General features: G+C 65.9%; 19 protein-coding genes and 4 pseudogenes. 10 read left to right on the forward strand and 13 right to left on the reverse strand.

Annotation, left to right across the window (positions count from 1 at the left end):
• Positions 1 to 69 precede the first annotated feature (69 nt).
• The 3 genes from ACLML9_RS19935 to ACLML9_RS19945 all read right to left on the reverse strand — a co-directional run bounded on the left by ACLML9_RS19935 (position 70) and on the right by ACLML9_RS19945 (position 2460).
• Positions 70 to 465 (reverse strand): hypothetical protein, encoded by a 396-nt coding sequence (locus ACLML9_RS19935; RefSeq protein WP_411946951.1) that lies wholly within the window; start codon positions 463 to 465, stop codon positions 70 to 72.
• Positions 466 to 679: 214 nt separating this feature from the next.
• The gene (locus ACLML9_RS19940) at positions 680 to 1885 is read right to left on the reverse strand and encodes an NADH:flavin oxidoreductase (RefSeq protein WP_411946952.1); all 1206 of its coding nucleotides are present in this window, start codon (positions 1883 to 1885) and stop codon (positions 680 to 682) included.
• Entirely contained in the window at positions 1882 to 2460 is a 579-nt protein-coding gene (locus tag ACLML9_RS19945; RefSeq protein ID WP_411946953.1) for a TetR/AcrR family transcriptional regulator, read from the reverse strand. The genes ACLML9_RS19940 and ACLML9_RS19945 overlap by 4 nt, the downstream gene beginning before the upstream one ends.
• 183 nt (positions 2461 to 2643) lie before the next feature.
• On the opposite strand from ACLML9_RS19945, the gene ACLML9_RS19950 reads away from it, so the two are divergent.
• The gene (locus ACLML9_RS19950) at positions 2644 to 3525 is read left to right on the forward strand and encodes a 3-hydroxyacyl-CoA dehydrogenase (RefSeq protein WP_411946954.1); all 882 of its coding nucleotides are present in this window, start codon (positions 2644 to 2646) and stop codon (positions 3523 to 3525) included.
• A 55-nt stretch (positions 3526 to 3580) separates the two neighbouring features.
• Here the strand turns inward: ACLML9_RS19950 and ACLML9_RS19955 are convergent.
• A pseudogene (locus tag ACLML9_RS19955) lies at positions 3581 to 3769 on the reverse strand (hypothetical protein); the annotation flags it as partial.
• Between ACLML9_RS19955 and ACLML9_RS19960 the strand changes: the two are divergent.
• A pseudogene (locus ACLML9_RS19960) lies at positions 3761 to 3904 on the forward strand (IS110 family transposase); the annotation flags it as partial. The pseudogenes ACLML9_RS19955 and ACLML9_RS19960 sit on opposite strands and share 9 nt — an antisense overlap.
• A gap of 148 nt (positions 3905 to 4052) precedes the next feature.
• Here the strand turns inward: ACLML9_RS19960 and ACLML9_RS19965 are convergent.
• Positions 4053 to 4346 (reverse strand): annotated as a pseudogene (locus ACLML9_RS19965) (DoxX family protein); the annotation flags it as partial.
• Positions 4347 to 4361: 15 nt separating this feature from the next.
• On the opposite strand from ACLML9_RS19965, the pseudogene ACLML9_RS19970 reads away from it, so the two are divergent.
• Together ACLML9_RS19970 and ACLML9_RS19975 are read left to right on the forward strand one after the other, a co-directional pair.
• Positions 4362 to 5259 (forward strand): annotated as a pseudogene (locus tag ACLML9_RS19970) (LysR family transcriptional regulator).
• 104 nt (positions 5260 to 5363) lie between these two features.
• Positions 5364 to 6833 (forward strand): class I adenylate-forming enzyme family protein, encoded by a 1470-nt coding sequence (locus ACLML9_RS19975; RefSeq protein ID WP_411946955.1) that lies wholly within the window; start codon positions 5364 to 5366, stop codon positions 6831 to 6833.
• Here ACLML9_RS19975 and ACLML9_RS19980 read toward each other — a convergent pair.
• A complete protein-coding gene (locus tag ACLML9_RS19980) occupies positions 6821 to 7075 on the reverse strand; it encodes an acyl carrier protein (RefSeq protein ID WP_411946956.1) in 255 nt (84 codons plus the stop codon). The genes ACLML9_RS19975 and ACLML9_RS19980 overlap by 13 nt on opposite strands.
• Positions 7076 to 7153: 78 nt before the next feature.
• Between ACLML9_RS19980 and ACLML9_RS19985 the strand changes: the two genes are divergently transcribed.
• Positions 7154 to 8506, forward strand: coding sequence for a phthiocerol/phthiodiolone dimycocerosyl transferase family protein (locus ACLML9_RS19985; protein ID WP_411946957.1), 1353 nt, complete (start codon positions 7154 to 7156; stop codon positions 8504 to 8506).
• Here ACLML9_RS19985 and ACLML9_RS19990 read toward each other — a convergent pair.
• Complete coding sequence (locus ACLML9_RS19990) at positions 8466 to 9776, reverse strand: cytochrome P450 (protein ID WP_411946958.1); 1311 nt, start codon at positions 9774 to 9776, stop codon at positions 8466 to 8468. The two genes, ACLML9_RS19985 and ACLML9_RS19990, sit on opposite strands and share 41 nt — an antisense overlap.
• Before the next feature lie 327 nt (positions 9777 to 10103).
• Complete coding sequence (locus ACLML9_RS19995) at positions 10104 to 10538, reverse strand: MerR family transcriptional regulator (RefSeq protein WP_356993569.1); 435 nt, start codon at positions 10536 to 10538, stop codon at positions 10104 to 10106.
• Positions 10539 to 10595: 57 nt separating this feature from the next.
• Between ACLML9_RS19995 and ACLML9_RS20000 the strand changes: the two genes are divergently transcribed.
• Positions 10596 to 11252 (forward strand): class I SAM-dependent methyltransferase, encoded by a 657-nt coding sequence (locus ACLML9_RS20000; protein WP_411946959.1) that lies wholly within the window; start codon positions 10596 to 10598, stop codon positions 11250 to 11252.
• A 208-nt stretch (positions 11253 to 11460) separates the two neighbouring features.
• On the opposite strand, the gene ACLML9_RS20005 is transcribed toward ACLML9_RS20000, so the two are convergent.
• From ACLML9_RS20005 to ACLML9_RS20025, 5 genes are all read right to left on the reverse strand, one after another.
• Positions 11461 to 11979 carry a hypothetical protein gene (locus tag ACLML9_RS20005; protein WP_411946960.1) on the reverse strand — a complete coding sequence of 173 codons (519 nt, stop codon included), beginning with the start codon at positions 11977 to 11979 and terminating at the stop codon, positions 11461 to 11463.
• Between the two features lie 20 nt (positions 11980 to 11999).
• Positions 12000 to 12782 (reverse strand): hypothetical protein, encoded by a 783-nt coding sequence (locus ACLML9_RS20010; RefSeq protein ID WP_411946961.1) that lies wholly within the window; start codon positions 12780 to 12782, stop codon positions 12000 to 12002.
• Positions 12772 to 13092, reverse strand: a complete 321-nt coding sequence (locus tag ACLML9_RS20015; protein ID WP_411946962.1) for a hypothetical protein — start codon at positions 13090 to 13092, stop codon at positions 12772 to 12774. Before ACLML9_RS20015 ends, ACLML9_RS20010 begins: the two co-directional genes overlap by 11 nt.
• A gap of 2 nt (positions 13093 to 13094) precedes the next feature.
• Positions 13095 to 13745, reverse strand: a complete 651-nt coding sequence (locus ACLML9_RS20020; protein ID WP_411946963.1) for a hypothetical protein — start codon at positions 13743 to 13745, stop codon at positions 13095 to 13097.
• Between the two features lie 277 nt (positions 13746 to 14022).
• The gene (locus ACLML9_RS20025; RefSeq protein WP_411946964.1) at positions 14023 to 14793 is read right to left on the reverse strand and encodes an IclR family transcriptional regulator; all 771 of its coding nucleotides are present in this window, start codon (positions 14791 to 14793) and stop codon (positions 14023 to 14025) included.
• Between the two features lie 111 nt (positions 14794 to 14904).
• On the opposite strand from ACLML9_RS20025, the gene ACLML9_RS20030 reads away from it, so the two are divergent.
• From ACLML9_RS20030 to ACLML9_RS20045, 4 genes are all read left to right on the forward strand, one after another.
• Positions 14905 to 15753: a 2-keto-4-pentenoate hydratase gene (locus ACLML9_RS20030; protein ID WP_411946965.1), complete on the forward strand. Its 849-nt coding sequence runs from the start codon at positions 14905 to 14907 to the stop codon at positions 15751 to 15753.
• Entirely contained in the window at positions 15750 to 16721 is a 972-nt protein-coding gene (locus ACLML9_RS20035) for an acetaldehyde dehydrogenase (acetylating) (protein WP_411946966.1), read from the forward strand. Before ACLML9_RS20030 ends, ACLML9_RS20035 begins: the two co-directional genes overlap by 4 nt.
• Positions 16718 to 17764: a 4-hydroxy-2-oxovalerate aldolase gene (gene dmpG / locus ACLML9_RS20040; protein WP_063059918.1), complete on the forward strand. Its 1047-nt coding sequence runs from the start codon at positions 16718 to 16720 to the stop codon at positions 17762 to 17764. The genes ACLML9_RS20035 and dmpG overlap by 4 nt, the downstream gene beginning before the upstream one ends.
• 182 nt (positions 17765 to 17946) lie before the next feature.
• Positions 17947 to 18621 (forward strand): NAD(P)/FAD-dependent oxidoreductase (locus ACLML9_RS20045; protein WP_411946967.1); only part of this gene is annotated, 675 nt, incomplete at its 3' end.

Genomic DNA, 18621 nt, shown 5'->3' on the forward strand with positions numbered 1-18621 from the left:
GGTTCGCTGTCTCGGGCCGGGCCTGCCCGAGGCCTATCGACACATGAATGATGTGCCGTTGTTCAGGTCTCAGAAGGCGCTACCGCTGCCGGGCAGGAAGATCCGCGGGAAGGGTAGACCGAAACCGGGACGGTGGTGGCCGTTGTCCCAGCCGTCGTTGTGGTACCGGCCGCGGTCCCAGTCCCGGTCGTGGCGGTTGCGGCCGCGGTCCCAGTCGACCGGGCTGTCGTGCCGGCCGTTCCAGCTGTCGTCGTGGCGGCCGTGCCACCCGCGATCGCCGTACCCGTGACCGTGGCGGCCGGGGCGGCTCACGTCCTGGACCTCGGTGTCGGCGTTCTCGGTGACCACCGGGGCGCCGTTGTCGGCGAGCGCGGGTGCGGCGGTGAGGGCCAGCGGGGCCAGGGCGATCGCGGCGGTGGCCGCGATCCGGACGGCGAGTCGGCGGGTGCGTGCGGTTCGGTGCATGATTCGTCCTCGGTCGTAGCGCCGCCCGGGGGCGGTGGCGGAAGCAGTCGCACCGCGGGAGTGCGGCTTTGCTCTGATGCCTAGACCGTACCGTTAAACAACGGCGCATTCAATAGGTGTTCGTTAACTGGGGCTGACGAACTTCGTGAACAGCGCTTTTTGCGACCCGCTGGTCGCGCGCGGCAACGGCGGCGTCTGCTGACCGCCGCGCCGCCTATTCGCCGGCGATCGTGTGACCCGGGATCGTGGCTTCGAGTTGATCGAGGCGGAGCACACACCGGGTGCGGCTGTAGATGGTCGGCATACATTCGTTGCAGTGCACGCAGGCGGATTCGGTGCTCGCATCGGATCGGATGCGGTGCAACAGATCCGGCTCGCGCAACAGGGCCCGGCCCATGGCGACGAAATCGAACCCCTCCGCCATCGCCAGATCCATCGACTCCCGGTCGGTGATACCGCCCAGCAGCACCAGCGGTATGGCCAGCTCCCGGCGGAACTGCCGCGCGTGTTCGAGCAGATACGCCTTCTCGTACGGGTATTCGCGCAGGAACGCCTTCCCGATCAGCCGGAAACCCCAGCGGGCCGGCCCCGGCAGCGTTTTCGCGAACTCGCGGCGCGGTGCCGCGCCGTGGAACAACAGCATCGGGTTCAGCAGAGAACTGCCCGCCGTCAGCTCCAGCGCGTCGAGCGCGCCGTCGGCCTCCAGCCACGCGGCCACCTGCAACGATTCCGGCAGGGTGAGGCCGCCGCGGACGCCGTCCTCCATATTCAGCTTCGCGGTGACCGCGATCCGGTCACCGACCGCCTCGCGCACCCGGCGGGCGATATCGCGAGCCAGCCGGGCCCGGTTCTCGAGTGGGCCGCCGTAGCGGTCCTTGCGCCGGTTCAACAGCGGGCTCAGAAACGAACTCACCAGGTAGTTGTGCCCGAAATGAATTTCCACCGCGTCGAATCCGGACTCGATCGCCAGCAGCGCCGCGTCGGCGTGGGCGGTGACGAGGTCGTGGATCGCGGCCGCGTCGGGCACCTTCATCGGGCTCATCCCGAGGGGGCTGAACATCCGGCTCGGCGCCAGCGCGGGCAGGCGATTGGACGCGGAATTGGCCACCGGCCCCGCGTGGCCGATCTGCGCACTGGCCGCCGCGCCTTCGGCGTGGACGGCGTCGGTGAGCCGGCGCAGGCCCGGCACCGCCTCGGGGCGCATATAGATCTGGTGGCGGTCGGTGCGGCCGCCGGGTGCGACCGCGCAGTAGGCGACGGTGGTCATCCCGACTCCGCCCGCGGCCACCTCCCGGTGGAATTCGACCAGGTCGTCGGTGACCAGCGCGTCCGGGGTGCGTCCCTCGAAGGTCGCGGCCTTGATCACCCGGTTACGGAGGGTGAGCGGCCCCAGCGGGGCGGGGGCGAATACGTCGGTCACGATATGTCTCCTGTCGGTGCGGTCAGGCCGGCGACGACGAAAGTGCGCAGGGTCGCCACGGCCTGCGGGCTCAGTGCCCGGCCTTCGGCGGCGGCGCGGCCGAATCGCATGATGATGAGGTCGAACGCGAGCATCCACCGGCGCCGGCTCTCCCGTTCGCCCACCTCGGGCAGCAGGCCGGCCCACGAGTCGATCCGGAACCACTGCTGCTGCCACGGGCCCACCTGCCGGTCGATCACGCATTGCGCCAGCAACCGTAGGTGCAGCCGGCCCAGCGGGTCGGCGGTCAGGGCGGTGAACGGGGTGAGGACCGCGTCGACGAGATCGGCCGCGGGTCCGGCGGCCGCGGTGACCTCGGTGAGGCGGTCGGCCCACAGTGCCCCGAGCCGTTCTTCGAGCAGGACCGCCACCAGGGCTTCCTTGGATCCGAAGTGGTAGTGGACGGCGGCGGCGTTCGCTCCGGCCTCGGTGCAGATGCGGCGTACCGAGACGTCGTCGTAGCGCTCGGTGAGCAGCAGGCGTTCGGCGGCCGTGAGCAGGCGTTCCCGGGTCGCGGCCGAAACTCGCTGGGGCATGGGGCCAGTGAACCACTGCGCGGCCCGGTTTTCAATCATTGATTGAAATACTGTTTGAAAACGCTGGTGGACATGCTCGACGGCAGTTGTTATCCGATCGCAAACGGCTGCGCGGGTCACGCACCCACCGCGGCGGGCCGGTCCTGTTCTACTGGTTCCGGTGGTCGGCTCCGGTTGTCCGATATGCCCTCGATCGACAAGGAGAAGACGATGGCCCTCGAGATCCGCGCCGTGACAGTGCTGGGCACCGGGGTGCTCGGTTCCCAGATCGCCTTCCAGACCGCGTACCACGGATTCCGCGTCCAGGCCTACGACATCGACGACAAGGCACTCGACGCGGCGCGCGCACGCTTCGCCGGGCTCGCCGCCACCTATCGCGACGAGGTGATGGGCGCGACCGACGAGCTCACCGAGCGGACCCGCGCGGGGATCGGCCTGACCACCGATCTCGGCGCCGCGGTCGCCGAGGCCGATCTGGTGATCGAAGCCGTCCCCGAGGTACTCGACATCAAACGGCAGACCTATCGGAAACTCGCCGAGCTGGCTCCGGAACGGACGATATTCGCGACCAACTCCTCGACCCTGCTGCCCAGCGATATGGCGGATTTCACCGGCCGTCCGGACAAATTCCTGGCGCTGCACTTCGCCAATCAGGTGTGGAAGTTCAACACCGCCGAGGTCATGGGCACCGACCGGACCGATCCCGCGGTGTTCCGCGCGGTCGCCGAGTTCGCCGCCGCCATCGGCATGGTGCCGATCGAGCTGCACAAGGAGAAGGCCGGTTATGTGCTGAACTCGTTGCTGGTGCCGTTCCTGAACGCCGCCGTCGAACTCGCCGCCGGCGACTACGCCGAACCCGAGGCGGTCGACAAGACCTGGCGGATCGCCACCGGAGCTCCCATGGGCCCGTTCCAGATCCTCGATGTCATCGGTCTCACGACGCCCTACAACATCCTGAGCGGCAATGCCGAAACAGAAGGCCTTGCCCGCTGGTTGAAGGAGAACTACATCGACAAGGGCAAGCTCGGAGTGGCCACCGGGGAAGGGTTCTACAAATACTCCTGAACCCACGAGCCGGCCGCCCGGATGATCCGGGGCCGCCGGTTCGTGGAAACCTCTCTCAGCGAGGCGGGGGCGTTTCGGCGGCTTCCCAGGCGAGCCGGTCCTCGTGGATGCGGACCAGTTCACGAAAACCGATCCGGTCCCAGCCGGGCTTCGGCTGGATACTCCATTCGTCCTGCGCGGTCCGCTGACCGGCCGCCTCGGGTGGGTCGCCGAAGGGCGGGCCCGACAGCGGATAGCGCTGCTGATCACGGTCCTGCTGAGCGCCGGCGAATCCGTCGTCTATGTGCCCGGCCGCATGGTGGCCACGATGACCGGAGTCTGCCGCGGTGAGGGCAAGACCGACGCCAAGGACGCCCGCGTCATCGCCGGCACCGCCCGCATGCCGCCGGTGCCGGAGTGTGACTCCAGGCCGGTAAGTGTGGCCGCCATGCTCCGGGTATCGGAGCGAGGTGTCGCCGGGCGCCTGGAACGCGGCTGTTCGGTCGTGGGTCCGGCGTGGTCCGCATCGGTTCTGCCGGCCCGCTAGGCACGACCATGAGAGCGGCGGTCGCGAGGGCGAAGGCGAAGTAGGCGCCCGGAAAGGCGAGGTTGTAGTAGACACGCGCCCGCAGGTGGGTGAGGAGGGCGCCCGCGAAGAACAGCACCAGGCCGACCGCGGCGGCGAACCCCAGCGCTTCCATGCCGAGGAGCCCGAGCAGGACGCCGGCCGCACCGGCGAGCTCGAGCGTGGCCAGCCAGGGCACCCAGCCGGGCGGCACGCCGACCTCGGCGGAATTGGCCAGGACGAACGGCGCCCGGGCGAAACCCGCCAATACCTGCATCCATAACCTGATGGAATGGATGTGGACACCCGGTTGCTCCGCTACTTCGCCGCGGTGGCGGCGGAGGGGAATCCGACCCGTGCCGCCGCACGGCTCTACGTCTCGCAACCGGCGCTGACCAAGCAGATCAGGCAGCTGGAGGGCCTGCTCGGCGTCGAACTCTTCGTGCGCTCACGGGCCGGGATGGCGCTCACCCCGGCGGGAGAGGCGCTGGCCGGGCGGGTACCGGGGCTGCTCACCGAATGGAATCCGGCGCTCCGGGAAACCCGGAAGGCTGCGGGCCGCGCGGCGCGGGTACTGCGGGTCGGCTTCCTGGCCAGCGCGGCCAACGAGGCCACCCCGCGGATCATCGCCGAGTTCGCCCGCCGGCAACCCGGCTGGCGGGTGGATATGCGGCAGGCGTCCTGGGGTGACCCGACCGGAGGTCTCGCCGACGGCGAGGTGGATACCGCCCTGCTCCGGCTCCCCTTCCCGGGGCAGGATCGGCTGCGGGTGCGGGAACTGTTCAGCGAACCGCGCTGTCGCCCTGGCGTCCGGGCATCCGCTGGTGGAACGCGAATCGATCGCCTTCGCGGATCTGCTGGACGAACCGTTCGTGGCGGCCCCGGCCGAAACCGGTGCCTGGCGTGACTACTGGCTCGGGGTCGACGAACGCGCGGACCGGACGCCGCGGATCGGTGCGGTGACCGATCAACCCGACGAATGGCTGAGCGCGATCGCCAACGGGTACGGGATCGCACTGGCCCCGGAGTCGAGCGCCCGGTTCTACGCCCGGCCCGGTATCACCTACCGCCCGGTGACCGGTGTGGCGCCGAGCCGGGTCGGTGTCGTGTGGAAGGCGGAGTCGGACACCGATCCGGTGGTCCGGGCGTTCGTCGAGTGCTGTACCGAGCTGTGCTCCGGTACCGGCTGACGCATCGGCCGCCGTACCACTCGACCTGGACGCGGAAGCCTTGTAGATGCCGCATCCCACTTCTATCCTTACGAACAGAGGGAACCAACCCTGTTGGAGTAGAGATGATCTACGACAATTTGCTCGCAATAGCAGCGCAGGTACCGACCACCAGCGGATTGCGGCAGGGCGAAGTATTCACGCCCTACGCCGATGTGGTCGACCGGATCGGCCGGCTCGCCGCCGGCTTCATGGAATGTGGCATCGAGCGCGGCGATCCCGTCGCCCTGCTGCTTCCGAACTCACCCGATCTCTTCGCCACTTCCCATGCGCTTTTCGCCATCGGCGCCATCGCGATGCCGATGGCCGAGACGGCCACCCGGTCCGAACTCGCCACGCTCGCGCGAAAAACCGGACTCCAGGCCGTTGTCTCGTCACCCGGTCGTGCCGTGGTCGCCGAGGCGCTGATCGCGGATGTGGCCCCCGGTATTCCCTTGTTCCCGACGAACGCACTGCCCGAAGGAAGGGCAACCGCCCGGCTGCCGGAACTGCCGGGCGACACCACGGCGCTCTACCTCTTCTCCTCCGGCTCTACCGGGTTGCCCAAAGTGGTGCCGCACACCCATGCCGAGCTCGTCGCCGATGGTAAACGAGCCAGTACGGCCTGGGATATCCAGCCCGACGATATCGTCCTCAGTATTCTGCCGGGCAACTTTTCGATGGGCTTTCTGATGGGCACCAGTTACGCTGTCACCGGCGGTGCGACGACGCTCTACTGGAGCGACCGCCTCCCGCTGGCGCTTTCACGCAAGAAGCTGCTCGACACCATGACCCGGGAGCGCGTCACCTTCATGGGCGCCGTTCCGGCAATGTACGACATCATCACCGGCCAGGCCGGCAGTTTCGATCTCGGACTGCGTATGGCCGTCTCGGGCGGCGTCTCCCTGAAGCGGCCGGTCTTCGAAGCGGTACGCGCGCGCCTCGGTGTCCCACTTCGTCAGAATTACGGCTCCACCGAGGCGAGCATGTTTGCGCACAACAACTCCGCCGACCCCGACTCGAGCTGGGCCTCGGTGGGCAAACCGGCGGGTGACGCGAGGGTCCGCATCATTCCGTTCGATACCGATTTCGGCCCCTCCGTCGGCGAAATGGAAATATGGTCGTCCTCGCTCATGCGGGGCTATCTCGACAATGATGTGGCCAATGCCGAGGCATTCGACGAGGGCTGGTTCAGGACCGGCGATCTCGCCTCGCTCGACGAAGAAGGCCGTATCTTCATCCGTGGCCGCAGCAAGCTGTTGATCGAAGTATCCGGGTACAAGATCGACCCCATCGAAGTGGAGGAGACGCTCATGACCCTGCCTGCCGTCGCCGAAGCCGCGGTGGCTGGTCTTCCGGACGGGCGCAACGGCAATCGGCTGATCGCATTCGTCGTCAAGGAGGCGGAAGTATCGGCCGGCGAGTTGATCCGCTACGCCCACAAGAGGTTGTCCGAGCACAAAGTACCGGCCGAGATCGCATTCATCGACGCACTACCGCGCAGCTCGGCCGGCAAGGTGCTGCGCGGGCAGTTACGCGAGCTTCAGGCCGGCTGAGCCGCTCGCTGCGAGACATAGGCTGCTATCCTCGCGGGCGATTCGAACAGTTCGGCCTGTATCTCCGTCTCCGGGATGCTGATCTCGAATTCCTGCTCGAGGAACTGCACCAGTCTTACCAGTTTGATCGAGTCCAACAATCCGGCCTCCAGTAACGGGGTATCGCGATCGACCGGCGATTCGCCGGTTTCGCCCACCATGGCAGAGATATACTCGATTATCGGTTGTTCGATATCGTTCATCACACCAGCCCCTTACGTCGTCAACATACTAACCAATTCAGACGCGACCCGAAATACGCGAAAAGATGGGAGGGCGACGTGGCCGAAACGCGCCCGCTGGGCAAAAAGGAACAGCTGCTCAATCATTTGCATGCCCGTCGTGGGCTGATCACCGTGCAGGTATTGCATGTACGCGGACGCCTCGATCCGATGGTGGTGAAGCAGGCGCTCGCCTGGCTCCAGACCCAGCACCCCATCCTGCGCGCTCATATCCGCTACGGCAAGATCATCTGGCGACGGCTGCCGCCGTTCGCCCATCGCGAGCCCTGGTTCGATACCGAGGGCACAACGGAGATCCCGTTGCGAGTGCTCGAAGACACCGATCCGGACGCCTGGCGGCAGGTTCTGACCTCTGAGATCCGCACACCGATCCCGAAGGGCAACCATCCGCGCCTTCGGATAACAATGGTGCGGCAGTCTCCGGACGCCGACCTCAACCACATCGTCATGTGCGCCGATCACGCAACGCTCGACGCCAACTCCGCCAATATGCTCGGCCACCGACTTCTCGAATTCCTGGCCGAACCGGCCGCGCCGCAATCGAAATCGCCACCCCGCACCGCATTGCCACCGCCGGTCGAGGCCGGCTCGGCGAGCAAGTCCGGCATCGGGGGGAAAACCATCTATACGCCTGCCATTCGGCTCCCCAAGCAAGCGGTGCCCGATCCGAAGGACGAATCGCGAGTACTGGCGCGTCGCCTCGAGCCCGGCACCACGGCAAGACTCGAGGATGCCATCAAAGCCAACAGAACGACGGTGCACGGTGCGATAACGGCGGCCTTCCTGCTCGCCATCCGTGAGCGCTACCGGCTCGACACCATGACCGTGTTGAGCACGGTCGACCTCCGTCGCTTCGGTGAACTCGCGTTGCCGGACGAGACCTGCGGTTGCTACGCCGACATCCTGCGTACCGAGCATCCGATCACCGACGACTTCTGGGCAACCGCCCGGGATGCCTCGTTCAAGCTGATCGCCGCGCTGGCCAAAGACCGGGAGGCCGCCTCGATCATGCAGTTTCCCGAGTGGGAGGTGTATCGGCGCGAAATTCGGCCGACGTTGCGGAACAACCGGCGTATCGACGGACTCGGCGTCACCACGGTAGGCGAGTCCGGGCTTCGGTCCGGCTACGGTGCCTATACGCTCGAGGGCGTCACCAGGGCAGTTTCCCTCGATATGTTCGGCCCGTCATTGTTCGTGATCGCCAACAAGTGGCTCGGTGGCCTCGATCTCAGCGTCGCGTACGCGGCAACGGCCATGAGCGACGACGAGGTGCGGTGGCTGACCGGCAACGCGGTGGCACGGCTCGAAAGTGCCGGCCGAGAACGCCGCGCCGAGCGCACCACACCCTCGGTCACGGAGGTGGTGCCGGAGGGCCCGATCGGTCGGGCGTGAGCTCGGCGGGCATGGAGCGGTAGGAGTGCAGGTTGACCAGGCGCCGTGGGATCGGCGGGCCGTCCAGGCGCAGATCCGGATATCGCTCGAAGAGGGTCCGCAGGGCGATCACGCCTTCCATTCGGGCCAGCCGGTATCCCAGGCAGCCGTGTATCCCACTGCTGAACGCCAGGTGATCCGCGGCGTTGATCCTGGTCACGTCGAATCGTTCGGGGTCGGGGAAGACGCCGGGGTCGTGGTTCGCGCCCGCCAATGCCAGCAGGACCAGGGAACCGCGCCTGATGTGCTGATCGGCGATGTCGAGATCGCAGTTGGCGACCCGGCCGGTGATCCGGACGGGGCAGTCGTAGCGCAGGATTTCCTCGATCGCGCCCGGCCACAGATCCGGCTGCGCCAGCAGCAGTTCCAGCTGATCCGGATGGCTTGTCAACAATGCGATTCCATTGCCGAGCAGGTTCACCGTCGTCAAGAATCCGGCGTCCAGCAGTAGGGCGGCGTTGGCTATCTGCTCGCGGCGGGTGAGCTCACCACTGGTCACCAGTACGGTGAGCAGGCCATCGGCCGGTTCGGCGGTGAGCGAGTCGATGCGCTGGTCGAAGTACTGCTTGACCTCTGTCAGCTCCTTGGTGGCGTGGCGATACGCGGTCCAGGTCACGGCTCGGTCGACCAGCGGCGCACTGTTGAGACCCCACTTCAGCATGGTCGAATGCATATCGTCGGGAAATCCGAGAATTCCGGCGATGATCGCGACGGGCACCTGTTCGGCGAAGTCCTCGATCAGGTCGGGGCGCGGCATCGACCCCATGCGTTCGATCAGGCCGGCGGTTACCTCGACGGTCCGTTGCTCCAATTTGCCGATCGCCCCCGGGCTGAACGCGTGCCCGACCAGGCGTCGGTACCGGGTGTGGTCCGGCGGATCGGTCGCCAGCATCGAGGGCGGTTCGGTGAGATTGGGAAGTTCCTGATCCGTCTTGGCCAGCACCCAGCGGATCGGCTTCGGAATGGCCGGGTGGTCGGGCGTGAGCGAGCCGAAGCGCTTGTCTCGCAGGATGAGACGACACAGTTCGTAGTCTGCGGTGACGCGCACTCCCGACAGGTCGGGTAGCCGGCCCCGCTGTCGGATCTCCTCGATGAGCGGCGACGCGCCGAGCAGGCGATCCTGGCCGAAGGCGATCTCGGCGAGCGGATTGCCCCGGCGCGCCGACCATCGCAGATAGGCCCGTGTCAGGCCGTGCAGGAACAGCCAACGGGTCCACACGCGAGTCGACATGTCACCTCCGCTCTCGGCCTCTCCCCATGATAGCCAATAGCTATTTGGAAAGATCGCTGTCGGCCGGTCGGCGTTCGAAGGCGTGTGGCCACGCGAACGTGCGCTCGACCCCGGCGGCGCGGGGCCCCGGGCCGGAGTCGTGGCCGGTGTGCCGCCGGGCGATGACCGGGAGCTACCGCTGCCCGCAGTAACCGGCGGTATGTGTCGTGGTCGTAGCCGAGGCGGGGGTATGGGTGCGGTTCGGCCGCTTCCGTCCCGATGGTCTGTCCGAGGTGTTGAGGATCGGTCGGATGCGTGGGAAGCCGCCGTTCGGATTCCGAGGCCCTGTTACTCGCGGTCGATCCCGGCGGTGGCGGCGATCTCGGCCCGGAAGCGCGGGCATTCGGTGAAATCCTCGTAGCGGCAGGTGAGTACGTGGTTGATCAGGTTCTTCGACGTCTGGATCCTGGCCAGCTGTACGTCGAGTTCGTCAAGATGTGATCGAAGGATGCTGCGACGGCCGGGTCCGTCGCAGGCATCGAGCAGGTCGCGGGTGCGGGCCAGGCCCAGACCGACCTGTTTGCTGTGCAGGATCAACGCCACCCGGGCGATATGGGACTGTGTGTAGCGGCGGCGGCCGCCGACCCGGGCCGCGGGGGTGAGCAGGCCGACGCTCTCCCAGTGGCGGAGGACATGGGTGGCGAGGCCGAAGCGGGCGGCCAGTTCGCCGATGGAACAGGTCGGCTCGGGACTCGGCTGCCCGGCGGCGGGGGTTGACTTCATGTTCACATTAACTTGCAGTCTGGATCGGGATGTCAACCCGAGACCCAGGAGGCAAGAATGACGATGCCCGGCGCGGCCGAGATGTGGAACGAGCGGTATGCGCAGCCGTTCACCTCCTACGGCACCGAACCCAACGACTATTTGCGCGAAGTAGTCCATCGGATACCCGAGGGCCCGGTGTTGTGCCTGGCGGAGGGGGAGGGGCGTAATGCGGTGTATCTGGCCGGTCGCGGATACTCCGTGACCGCTGTGGACCTCTCGCCGGTGGGGTTGGCCAACGCCCTGGATCTGGCGGCGCAACAGGGGGTGGAGATCGAGACCGGGGTCGCCGATATCACCGAGTTCGATATGGGCGAAGCCCGCTGGTCGGGGATCGTCTCCATCTGGGGGCATCTGCCGTCGGCGCTGCGGCCCGGAGTGCACGCGGCGTGTGTGCGGGCGCTGCGGCCCGGCGGTGTGTTCGTGCTCGAGGCCTATACGCCACGCCACCTCGATCGGCCCGGGGTCGGAGGGCCGCCGGTCGCCGCCGGGATGCCGACACCGGAAGAGTTCCGTCGCGATCTGGCCGGTCTGCGGCTGGAGCACTGCCGCGAGGTCGACCGCGATATCACCGAAGGGGCGTTCCATCACGGTCCCAGCACAACCGTGCAGGTATTGGGGGTGAGGCCGAGCGAGGCACTATCCGAGACGCTCGCAGACGACGGAGGCCGATAGCGAGAAGCGGACGTCCAACCTCATGGCAAGACACAATTCGGGCACCGGCCCGAGATACATTGCTGTAGGGAGCACGGTGAAGTTGATCAATGCCACCGCAGGACCGACTACTGACGGTGGCGAACGAATTCTGCTCAAGGCGTGAAGGGGTAGCCACCGCGCGCGGCCGACCTCCCCTACTGACCGGTCGCGTACGGGGCCGTGCGAGTCAACTCTGGAACACTTCCCAGGAGCCGAGTTCCGCTTCCTCCGATGGCGAACCGTCCCAAGGGCGGTCGCTGAAACCCTTGATTCGGAGCACCGTCTCAATTCCATTCTGTGCCGACCGGTCGCTGACGCTGAACGAGTACGTCTTCCTGCCCAGTTCTGTCTTGATCAGCTCATGGGCGATGGCTGTCGCCACAGGACGCAGGGAGTCACTGTCGGATGAGTGTGGATCGCATACTGTGATCGACAGTACAAGCTTTCCTGGAAGGGTCTTCGCGGGCTGCACTTGCGCTGCTTGGACGGAGATGTCGTCGCCCAAAGTAAGGCCCAGAGCGAACTTTGCGACCTCAGGGTCGGGATGGCCGGCTATCGACCGCAGACCACAATCCGGATGTAGCTTGATGGTCGAAGTTGTTCCGGGAGAGCTGATTTCTGTGCCGCCGGATGATATGCAGCCGGTAACAGCCGACATCAACAGGGAGAAGATTCCGGCGATCGCAAATTTTTCAGACCGTGTCAACACTGAGTCATCTGTCCTTTTCAAGCCCGACTGGGCTGCCAGTAGGCGGGGTCGCTATAGGTGTTCGCCGTGGCATCCGGCCAGTGGTCTCCGTAGAACCCCCACGGGCTGTCGGTCGCATTGTCGAGAGCATTCGCCTCGACCATTTGGGTCTGAACGGTGCTTGCCAGAGCGGTCATGAGTCCCTCGACAAGGACAAGAACATCGGCGGCTGCTTGCACTAATCCCGGGGCGCCTTCGTACAGGAGGATTACGGATCCAACTTCGGCCAGCGCTGCCGTAAGGTTCGCCATGTAAGTCGCCAAAGTATCGGCCAGCTTGATGTAGAAATCAAGAGCTGATTTCGAAAGATTCAGCATACTTGTTTCAATCTTGGTGCAGACCTCGGCCGCCGATGTGAAGGCTTTGTCCTGAGCGGTTCTTACCGCGTTGAAGCTGTCCTTGGCTTCTCCGGACCAGAATCCTTCAACGCTTACTTCTGGGCGAGCCTGGGCGTTCGATGCAGCGCGGACGCTTGCGCCGACTATCTGCCAGTCCGCTGCCCATCCGAGGAACGTGAACGGTGCATTGATGCCCGTCAAAACCTCGTCGAGCTTCTCCAGGAGAGTCTTTATCTTGTCCTGAGCCTCGTCGCGCTTCTGGGTTGCGAAGGCCCAGGCTACGGGGGCGTAGTATTTAAGACCGTCGACGGTGTCATTGATCTCGCCGGGTATGTTTCTCCACTCATCGATTTGCGTTCGGAGATTCTCGATCGCGCTATCGAGTTGACCCTTATCTACGGGATCGCCCATCTCATTGCCCAATTTCTGCTATTTTATTGAAATCATGCGATTGATCAATATCCTGCTGCAGGAAAGCATTAACTATTATTCGCAACGTGGTCCCTATTTCCTCCGCTTCGGATGCGCCTTCTGCCAGTCTCGCTCGGATATACTCTGCGGAGGTAATATAATATTCGTATGGAATCTGAAACAATCCCCACTCGAGTCGACTGGTGTCCTTTAGTGTGTCGACCTTGTATGCTGCATTGAAAAGCTCCGCTTTGACCTCATAGGTCCATGCTTTGGATTGGAGATCCAGACGCTCCGCGGCCAACTGTATCTGATCGGGCATTCTTACTCCTGCCGAATTCTAGAAATATGGTCGGCCAGTCGTTCGGCCAGTTCGGAGTCGGTTTCGCTTGAAAGGCCGGCATCTACGACCAGCGAAGGCCTGGCGGTGCGGATTTGGTCCGCGCAGTGCACTATGTCATGTGCGATCGTGGAGATGTCGGCGCGAAGCGCCCAGTCGTAGTCGAAAGATATCTTTGTGATCATCGAGCGGTTGGAGCGCACTGTCAGGGCGGGCTCATCGAAATCGCTGACACCGGGTCCGTGGACCTCTGTTGTCTCGTTCCCGATCAGATGATCCAACAAACGTCGGTATTCACCATATTCGCGTGTTTGCAGGAGAGTGGGAATGATGTCGCGGAGCGCAGGGGTGCTCGGCGTGCCGGTCGCGCCGTGCTCGATCATCTGTGATGATCGTTCGTAAAGCGCGTAGCGATAGGCCTCCATGATTGAGGTGCTGTATTCGCTGGGGGTGAAGTAATCTTTCCAGTTTCGCCGTAGCGTAATTTTTTTCGGAAGTCGGTCTTCGGCCAACTCGACGGTGATCAGTGCTGACTTCTGCGGAGGCTCAAACCTTTTTGGCTCGCTGACTTGCGGCGCCTCTAATTCGTCCTCGCGATAGTCATCCCAAGAGGTTTGGTAATCAAATCCGGGCATCGAGTTCCCCTGTTTTCGCGCCGCTGATGTTCGATACATCCCATCGAACCGAACTATTGATCATGCGAGTCTGAATCCCCCTCGTTTTAAATTCCGAACCCAAGTGTCAGGATCTATTTGGTGAAACCTGGGTGGTCGGTCAATCTTTCGAAGAGTATCAAGAGCGACCCATCGGGGGCAAAAATAGTGATGCTTCACCGCAGACGGCCGACCGCTCGGCTTGGGACGCGCTGCTGTGCTGGATCGAGCGCAGTCGCGTTGGCGTCTGGCGCAAACGCTAAGCGAGGGTCTGCGGTGCGCGCCGAGCCAGGATGGAAGCGACTCCTGCGGCCGCTGCCTGCACTGAGCCGGCATGTCGTTCGGGCCTGAAACGGGTCACCGGGCCGGTGACCGAGATAGCCGCCAGCGGACGGTCGTCGGTGCTGAGGATAGGTGCGGCCACGCAGGCGATCCCGATGGCGGACTCCTCATGTTCGTAGGCCACCCCTTTCTCCACTACCTGTGCCAGCTGAATCCGCAGCAGGCCGGGTGCGACCACAGTGCGCGGGGTGCGTCTGGTCAGCGGGCCGGCCAGGATGCGGTCGATCGTCTCGGGACCGGAGTGGGCGAGCAGCGCCTTGCCGATCGCGGTGCAGTACAGCGGCATCCGGCCGCCGATCCGGGACGGGGCGCGGGCCTGCCGGTGGCCGCCGATCTTGCTGATGTAGACGACCTCGTCGCCGTCGCGGACGCCGAAGTGCACGGTTTCACGGGTGCGGGCGAACAGGTCTTGGAGGAAGGGTACGGCGACCTCGAGCAGTGTGCGCTCGGTGGCCGCCCGCATACCCAGTTCGAACAGTCCACGCCCGAGCCGGTAGCCCTCCACCGACGAACTCAGCAGCCGTGCGGTCACCAGGTCGCGGCACATCCGGTGCACGGTGGCCTTCGGCAGCCCGGTGCGGCGGGTCAGTTCGGATAGTCCGACGGCCTGGTCCTCCACCCCGAACGCCTCCAGGATCAGCAGCGCCCGGCCCAGCACGGAACCCTCGTCGAGATGGTGATCCGGCATATCGGGCCCTTCTGGCGAGACTGGTCCGGTCAGTGGACCACTTTACTGTTCAGGGCCGCGCCGAGGGTGTGCACTGAGCAGACCCCGACGAAGAGGAGAACGGAGGTCGTGGTGGCCACCACTGTCGACAGCATCAGCGACAGCGGGCCCGGCGTCGACGAGTCGATCGTCGCCCGTGCCGCGCAACGCCTGATCACCGCCGCGGAGACGCGCCGGACCTGTGCCCCGCTGCGGGACGGGCTGATAAGCCCGGACGATGTCGCCACCGCCTACCGGATCCAGGAGCGGTTCAATGCCGCCCGGGTCTCCCCGGAGGTCACGGTGGTCGGCCGCAAGATCGGCGCCACCTCGCAGGCCGTGCAGCAGCAGCTGGGTGTGGACCAGCCCGATTTCGGTGTCCTGTTCTCCGATATGGCGTATTCGGACGGTGACGTGATCCCGATCGACCGGCTCTTGCAGCCGCGGGCCGAGGCCGAGATCGCGTTCGTGCTCGGCGAGGATCTCGCCGAGGGGCCGCTCGATATCGACCAGTGCCGCGCGGCCGTGGCCGAGGCGGTGGCCGCGCTGGAGATCGTGGACAGCCGCATCACCGACTGGAATATCTCCTTCGCCGACACCGTCGCCGACAATGCCTCGAGCGGTCTCTACGTGCTCGGCACTGAGCGCCGGACCCTGGACGACTTCGAGCCGGTCGATGTCGCCATGAGCATGCGCATCGACGGGGAAGAGGTGTCGACCGGTAACGGCGCCGCCTGCCTCGGCGACCCGCTCAACGCCCTGTCCTGGCTCGCCCGGCAGGCCCGCGCCTTCGGTGAGCCGCTGCGGGCCGGACAGGTGATCCTCTCCGGCGCGCTCGGCCCGATGCGGCCGCTGCATCCGGGCGCCACCGTCACCGCCGCCATCTCCGGCCTCGGGACGGTCACGGCTTCGTTCACCACCGCTTCGGAGGTCTCCCAGTGAGTGACAACAACACGCGCACCAAGGTCGCGATCATCGGTTCGGGCAATATCGGCACCGACCTGATGATCAAAGTGCTGCGCCATTCCCAGTTCCTGGAAATGGGCGCCATGGTCGGTATCGACCCGGAATCCGACGGGCTCGCCCGGGCCGCCCGGTTGAAGGTGCCCACCACCCACGAAGGGGTGGAGGGACTGATCGCGCTGCCGAACTTCGACGAGATCGAGATCGTCTTCGACGCCACCTCGGCCAAGGCGCACAAACAGAACCACGAGCGGCTGGCACCGCTGGGTAAACGCCTCATCGACCTGACCCCCGCGGCCATCGGGCCGTTCGTGGTGCCGCCGGTGAACCTCGAGGAACACCTCGACGCGCCGAACGTGAACATGGTGACCTGTGGCGGCCAGGCGACCATCCCGATCGTGGCCGCGGTCTCCCGGGTGGTGCCGGTGGCCTACGCCGAGATCGTGGCCTCCATCGCCTCGAAATCCGCCGGGCCCGGTACCCGGGCCAATATCGACGAGTTCACCGAGACCACCGCGCACGCCATCGAAACCGTGGGCGGCGCGGAACGCGGCAAGGCGGTGATCATCCTGAATCCGGCCGAACCGCCGCTGATCATGCGCGATACGGTCTTCTGCCTGGTCACCGCCCCCGACGCCGATTCGCACGAGCGTATCAAGGCCTCGGTGGCGAAGATGGTCGACGATGTGGCGGCCTACGTTCCCGGCTACCGGCTCAAGCAGGAAGTGCAGATCGACGCGATCCCGCCGGACCAGCCGGTGCACACCCTGCTCGCCAAGGACAACGACTCCTTCCCGACCCATCGGGTGTCGGTGTTCCTCGAGGTCGAGGGCGCGGCCCACTACCTGCCCGCCTACGCCGGCAACCTCGACATCATGACCTCGGCCGGACTGCAGGTCGCCGAGCGGATCGCGCAGAACACCCAGCAGAAAGAGAGCGCCCGATGAGCGAGCCCGACGCCGTGCCGACCGTTTTCGTCCAGGACGTGACCCTGCGCGACGGTATGCACGCCATCCGGCACCGGATCACCCCGGAGAACGTCGGCAAGATCGTGGCCGCGCTCGATGCCGCCGGTGTCGACGCCATCGAGGTCGCGCACGGGGACGGTCTGGCCGGCGGTTCGGTGAACTACGGTCCCGGGTCGCACAGTGACTGGACCTGGCTCGAGGCCGCCGCCGCGAACCTGAAGAACGCGCGGCTGACCAGCCTGCTGCTGCCCGGTGTCGGTACCGCCGAGGATCTGCGGCGGGCCTGGGGCCTGGGGGTTCGCTCGGTGCGGGTGGCCACCCACTGCACGGAGGCCGATGTCGCCGCCCAGCACATCGCCACCGCGCGGGAGATCGGGATGGACGTCTCCGGATTCCTGATGATGAGCCATATGGCCGAACCGGCGCAGTTGGCCGCGCAGGCCAAACTCATGGAGAGCTACGGCGCGCACTGCGTCTACGTCACCGATTCCGGCGGCCGCCTCACCATGAACGGTGTGCGCGACCGCATCCTGGCCTACCGCGACGTCCTCGACCCGGCGACCGAACTCGGTATCCACGCCCACGAGAACCTTTCGCTGTCGGTGGCGAATTCGGTGGTGGCCGTGGAGAACGGGGTCACCCGGGTCGACGCCTCGCTGGCCGGTCACGGTGCGGGCGCGGGCAACACCCCGATCGAAGCGTTCGTGGCGGTCGCCGATGTGCTGGGCTGGAAGCACGGCTGCGATGTCTTCGCGCTGCAGGACGCCGCCGACGACCTGGTCCGGCCGCTGCAGGACCGCCCGGTGCGGGTGGACCGGGAAACCCTCACCCTCGGCTATGCCGGGGTGTACTCGAGCTTCCTGCGGCATGCCGAGGCGGCCAGTGAGCGGTACGGGATCGATGTGAGGACCCTGCTGATGGAGGCCGGCCGGCGTCGGCTGGTGGGCGGTCAGGAGGACATGATCGTCGATATCGCGCTCACCATGCTGGCCGAGCAGAAAGCCGAACAGCAGCCTGCCTGACCGGTCCGTGGTGGTTCGAGTGTCCGCCGCGGCCGAACAGCGGACAGCCCCGGTGCCGGCCGGGGCTGTCCGTGTAATGGAGGGCGTCCTGGTCGGTGGGTGACCCACATCACCGCTCGCTGCTGTCAGGAACGCGGAAGCTGTCTCGTTCAGGAAGCACGCGAACCAGACAGGAGCGAACCATGCCGCATCGCATCGTCGTCCTCGGGGCCGGATACGCCGGAGCTTTCTGCGCCGGGTACCTGGCCCGTCAACTGCACTCCGACGATTTCGAGATCACCGTCGTCAATGCCGGACCCGATTTCGTGGAGCGGCTGCGACTGCATCAGCTCGCCGCCGGGCGGGATCTCCCGCACCGGCCACTGGCGAAGGTGTTCGCGGGTACCGGTATCCGGCTGAGAACGGCCCGGGTGACCGGCGTCGATGTCGAGCGCCGGAACGTCACCGTCGCCGATGCCGCGGGCACCGACCGGCTCGCCTACGACACCCTTGTGTACGCACTCGGTAGCACTGCCGCCGAGCACGGCGTCGCGGGTGTCGCCGAACACGCTTTCCACGTGGCCACGCGGCCGTCCGCGCTGCGCCTGCGCTCCCGCTTGGACGAGCTGGGCGAGGGCGGGAAAGTACTGGTGGTCGGCGGCAACCTGACCGCGATCGAAGCCGCCACCGAGATCGCCGAAGCCCGGCCGGGACTGCGGGTCGAACTCGTCACCGGCGGCGAGCTTGGTGGGTGGCTCGGACCGAGGGCCCGCCATCACCTGCTACGCGCCTTCGACCGGTTCGGAATCACGATCCACGAGCACACCACCGTCGAACGCGTCGAGGCGGCGGCGGCGGTCGCCGCCGACGGCACCGTT

Origin of the sequence: Nocardia sp. NPDC002869, assembly GCF_046764065.1 — a bacterium.
Taxonomy (GTDB): Bacteria; Actinomycetota; Actinomycetes; order Mycobacteriales; family Mycobacteriaceae; genus Nocardia; species Nocardia rhamnosiphila.

Bases quoted from the DNA above. Each gene is read 5' to 3' on its own strand.
- ACLML9_RS19935 (WP_411946951.1), bottom strand. From the start codon at position 465: ATGCACCGAACCGCACGCACCCGCCGACTCGCCGTCCGGATCGCGGCC.
- ACLML9_RS19945 (WP_411946953.1), bottom strand. From the start codon at position 2,460: ATGCCCCAGCGAGTTTCGGCCGCGACCCGGGAACGCCTGCTCACGGCC.
- ACLML9_RS19950 (WP_411946954.1), top strand. From the start codon at position 2,644: ATGCCCTCGATCGACAAGGAGAAGACGATGGCCCTCGAGATCCGCGCC.
- ACLML9_RS19975 (WP_411946955.1), top strand. From the start codon at position 5,364: ATGATCTACGACAATTTGCTCGCAATAGCAGCGCAGGTACCGACCACC.
- ACLML9_RS19980 (WP_411946956.1), bottom strand. From the start codon at position 7,075: ATGAACGATATCGAACAACCGATAATCGAGTATATCTCTGCCATGGTG.
- ACLML9_RS19990 (WP_411946958.1), bottom strand. From the start codon at position 9,776: ATGTCGACTCGCGTGTGGACCCGTTGGCTGTTCCTGCACGGCCTGACA.
- ACLML9_RS19995 (WP_356993569.1), bottom strand. From the start codon at position 10,538: ATGAAGTCAACCCCCGCCGCCGGGCAGCCGAGTCCCGAGCCGACCTGT.
- ACLML9_RS20000 (WP_411946959.1), top strand. From the start codon at position 10,596: ATGACGATGCCCGGCGCGGCCGAGATGTGGAACGAGCGGTATGCGCAG.
- ACLML9_RS20015 (WP_411946962.1), bottom strand. From the start codon at position 13,092: ATGCCCGATCAGATACAGTTGGCCGCGGAGCGTCTGGATCTCCAATCC.
- ACLML9_RS20020 (WP_411946963.1), bottom strand. From the start codon at position 13,745: ATGCCCGGATTTGATTACCAAACCTCTTGGGATGACTATCGCGAGGAC.
- ACLML9_RS20025 (WP_411946964.1), bottom strand. From the start codon at position 14,793: ATGCCGGATCACCATCTCGACGAGGGTTCCGTGCTGGGCCGGGCGCTG.
- dmpG (WP_063059918.1), top strand. From the start codon at position 16,718: ATGAGCGAGCCCGACGCCGTGCCGACCGTTTTCGTCCAGGACGTGACC.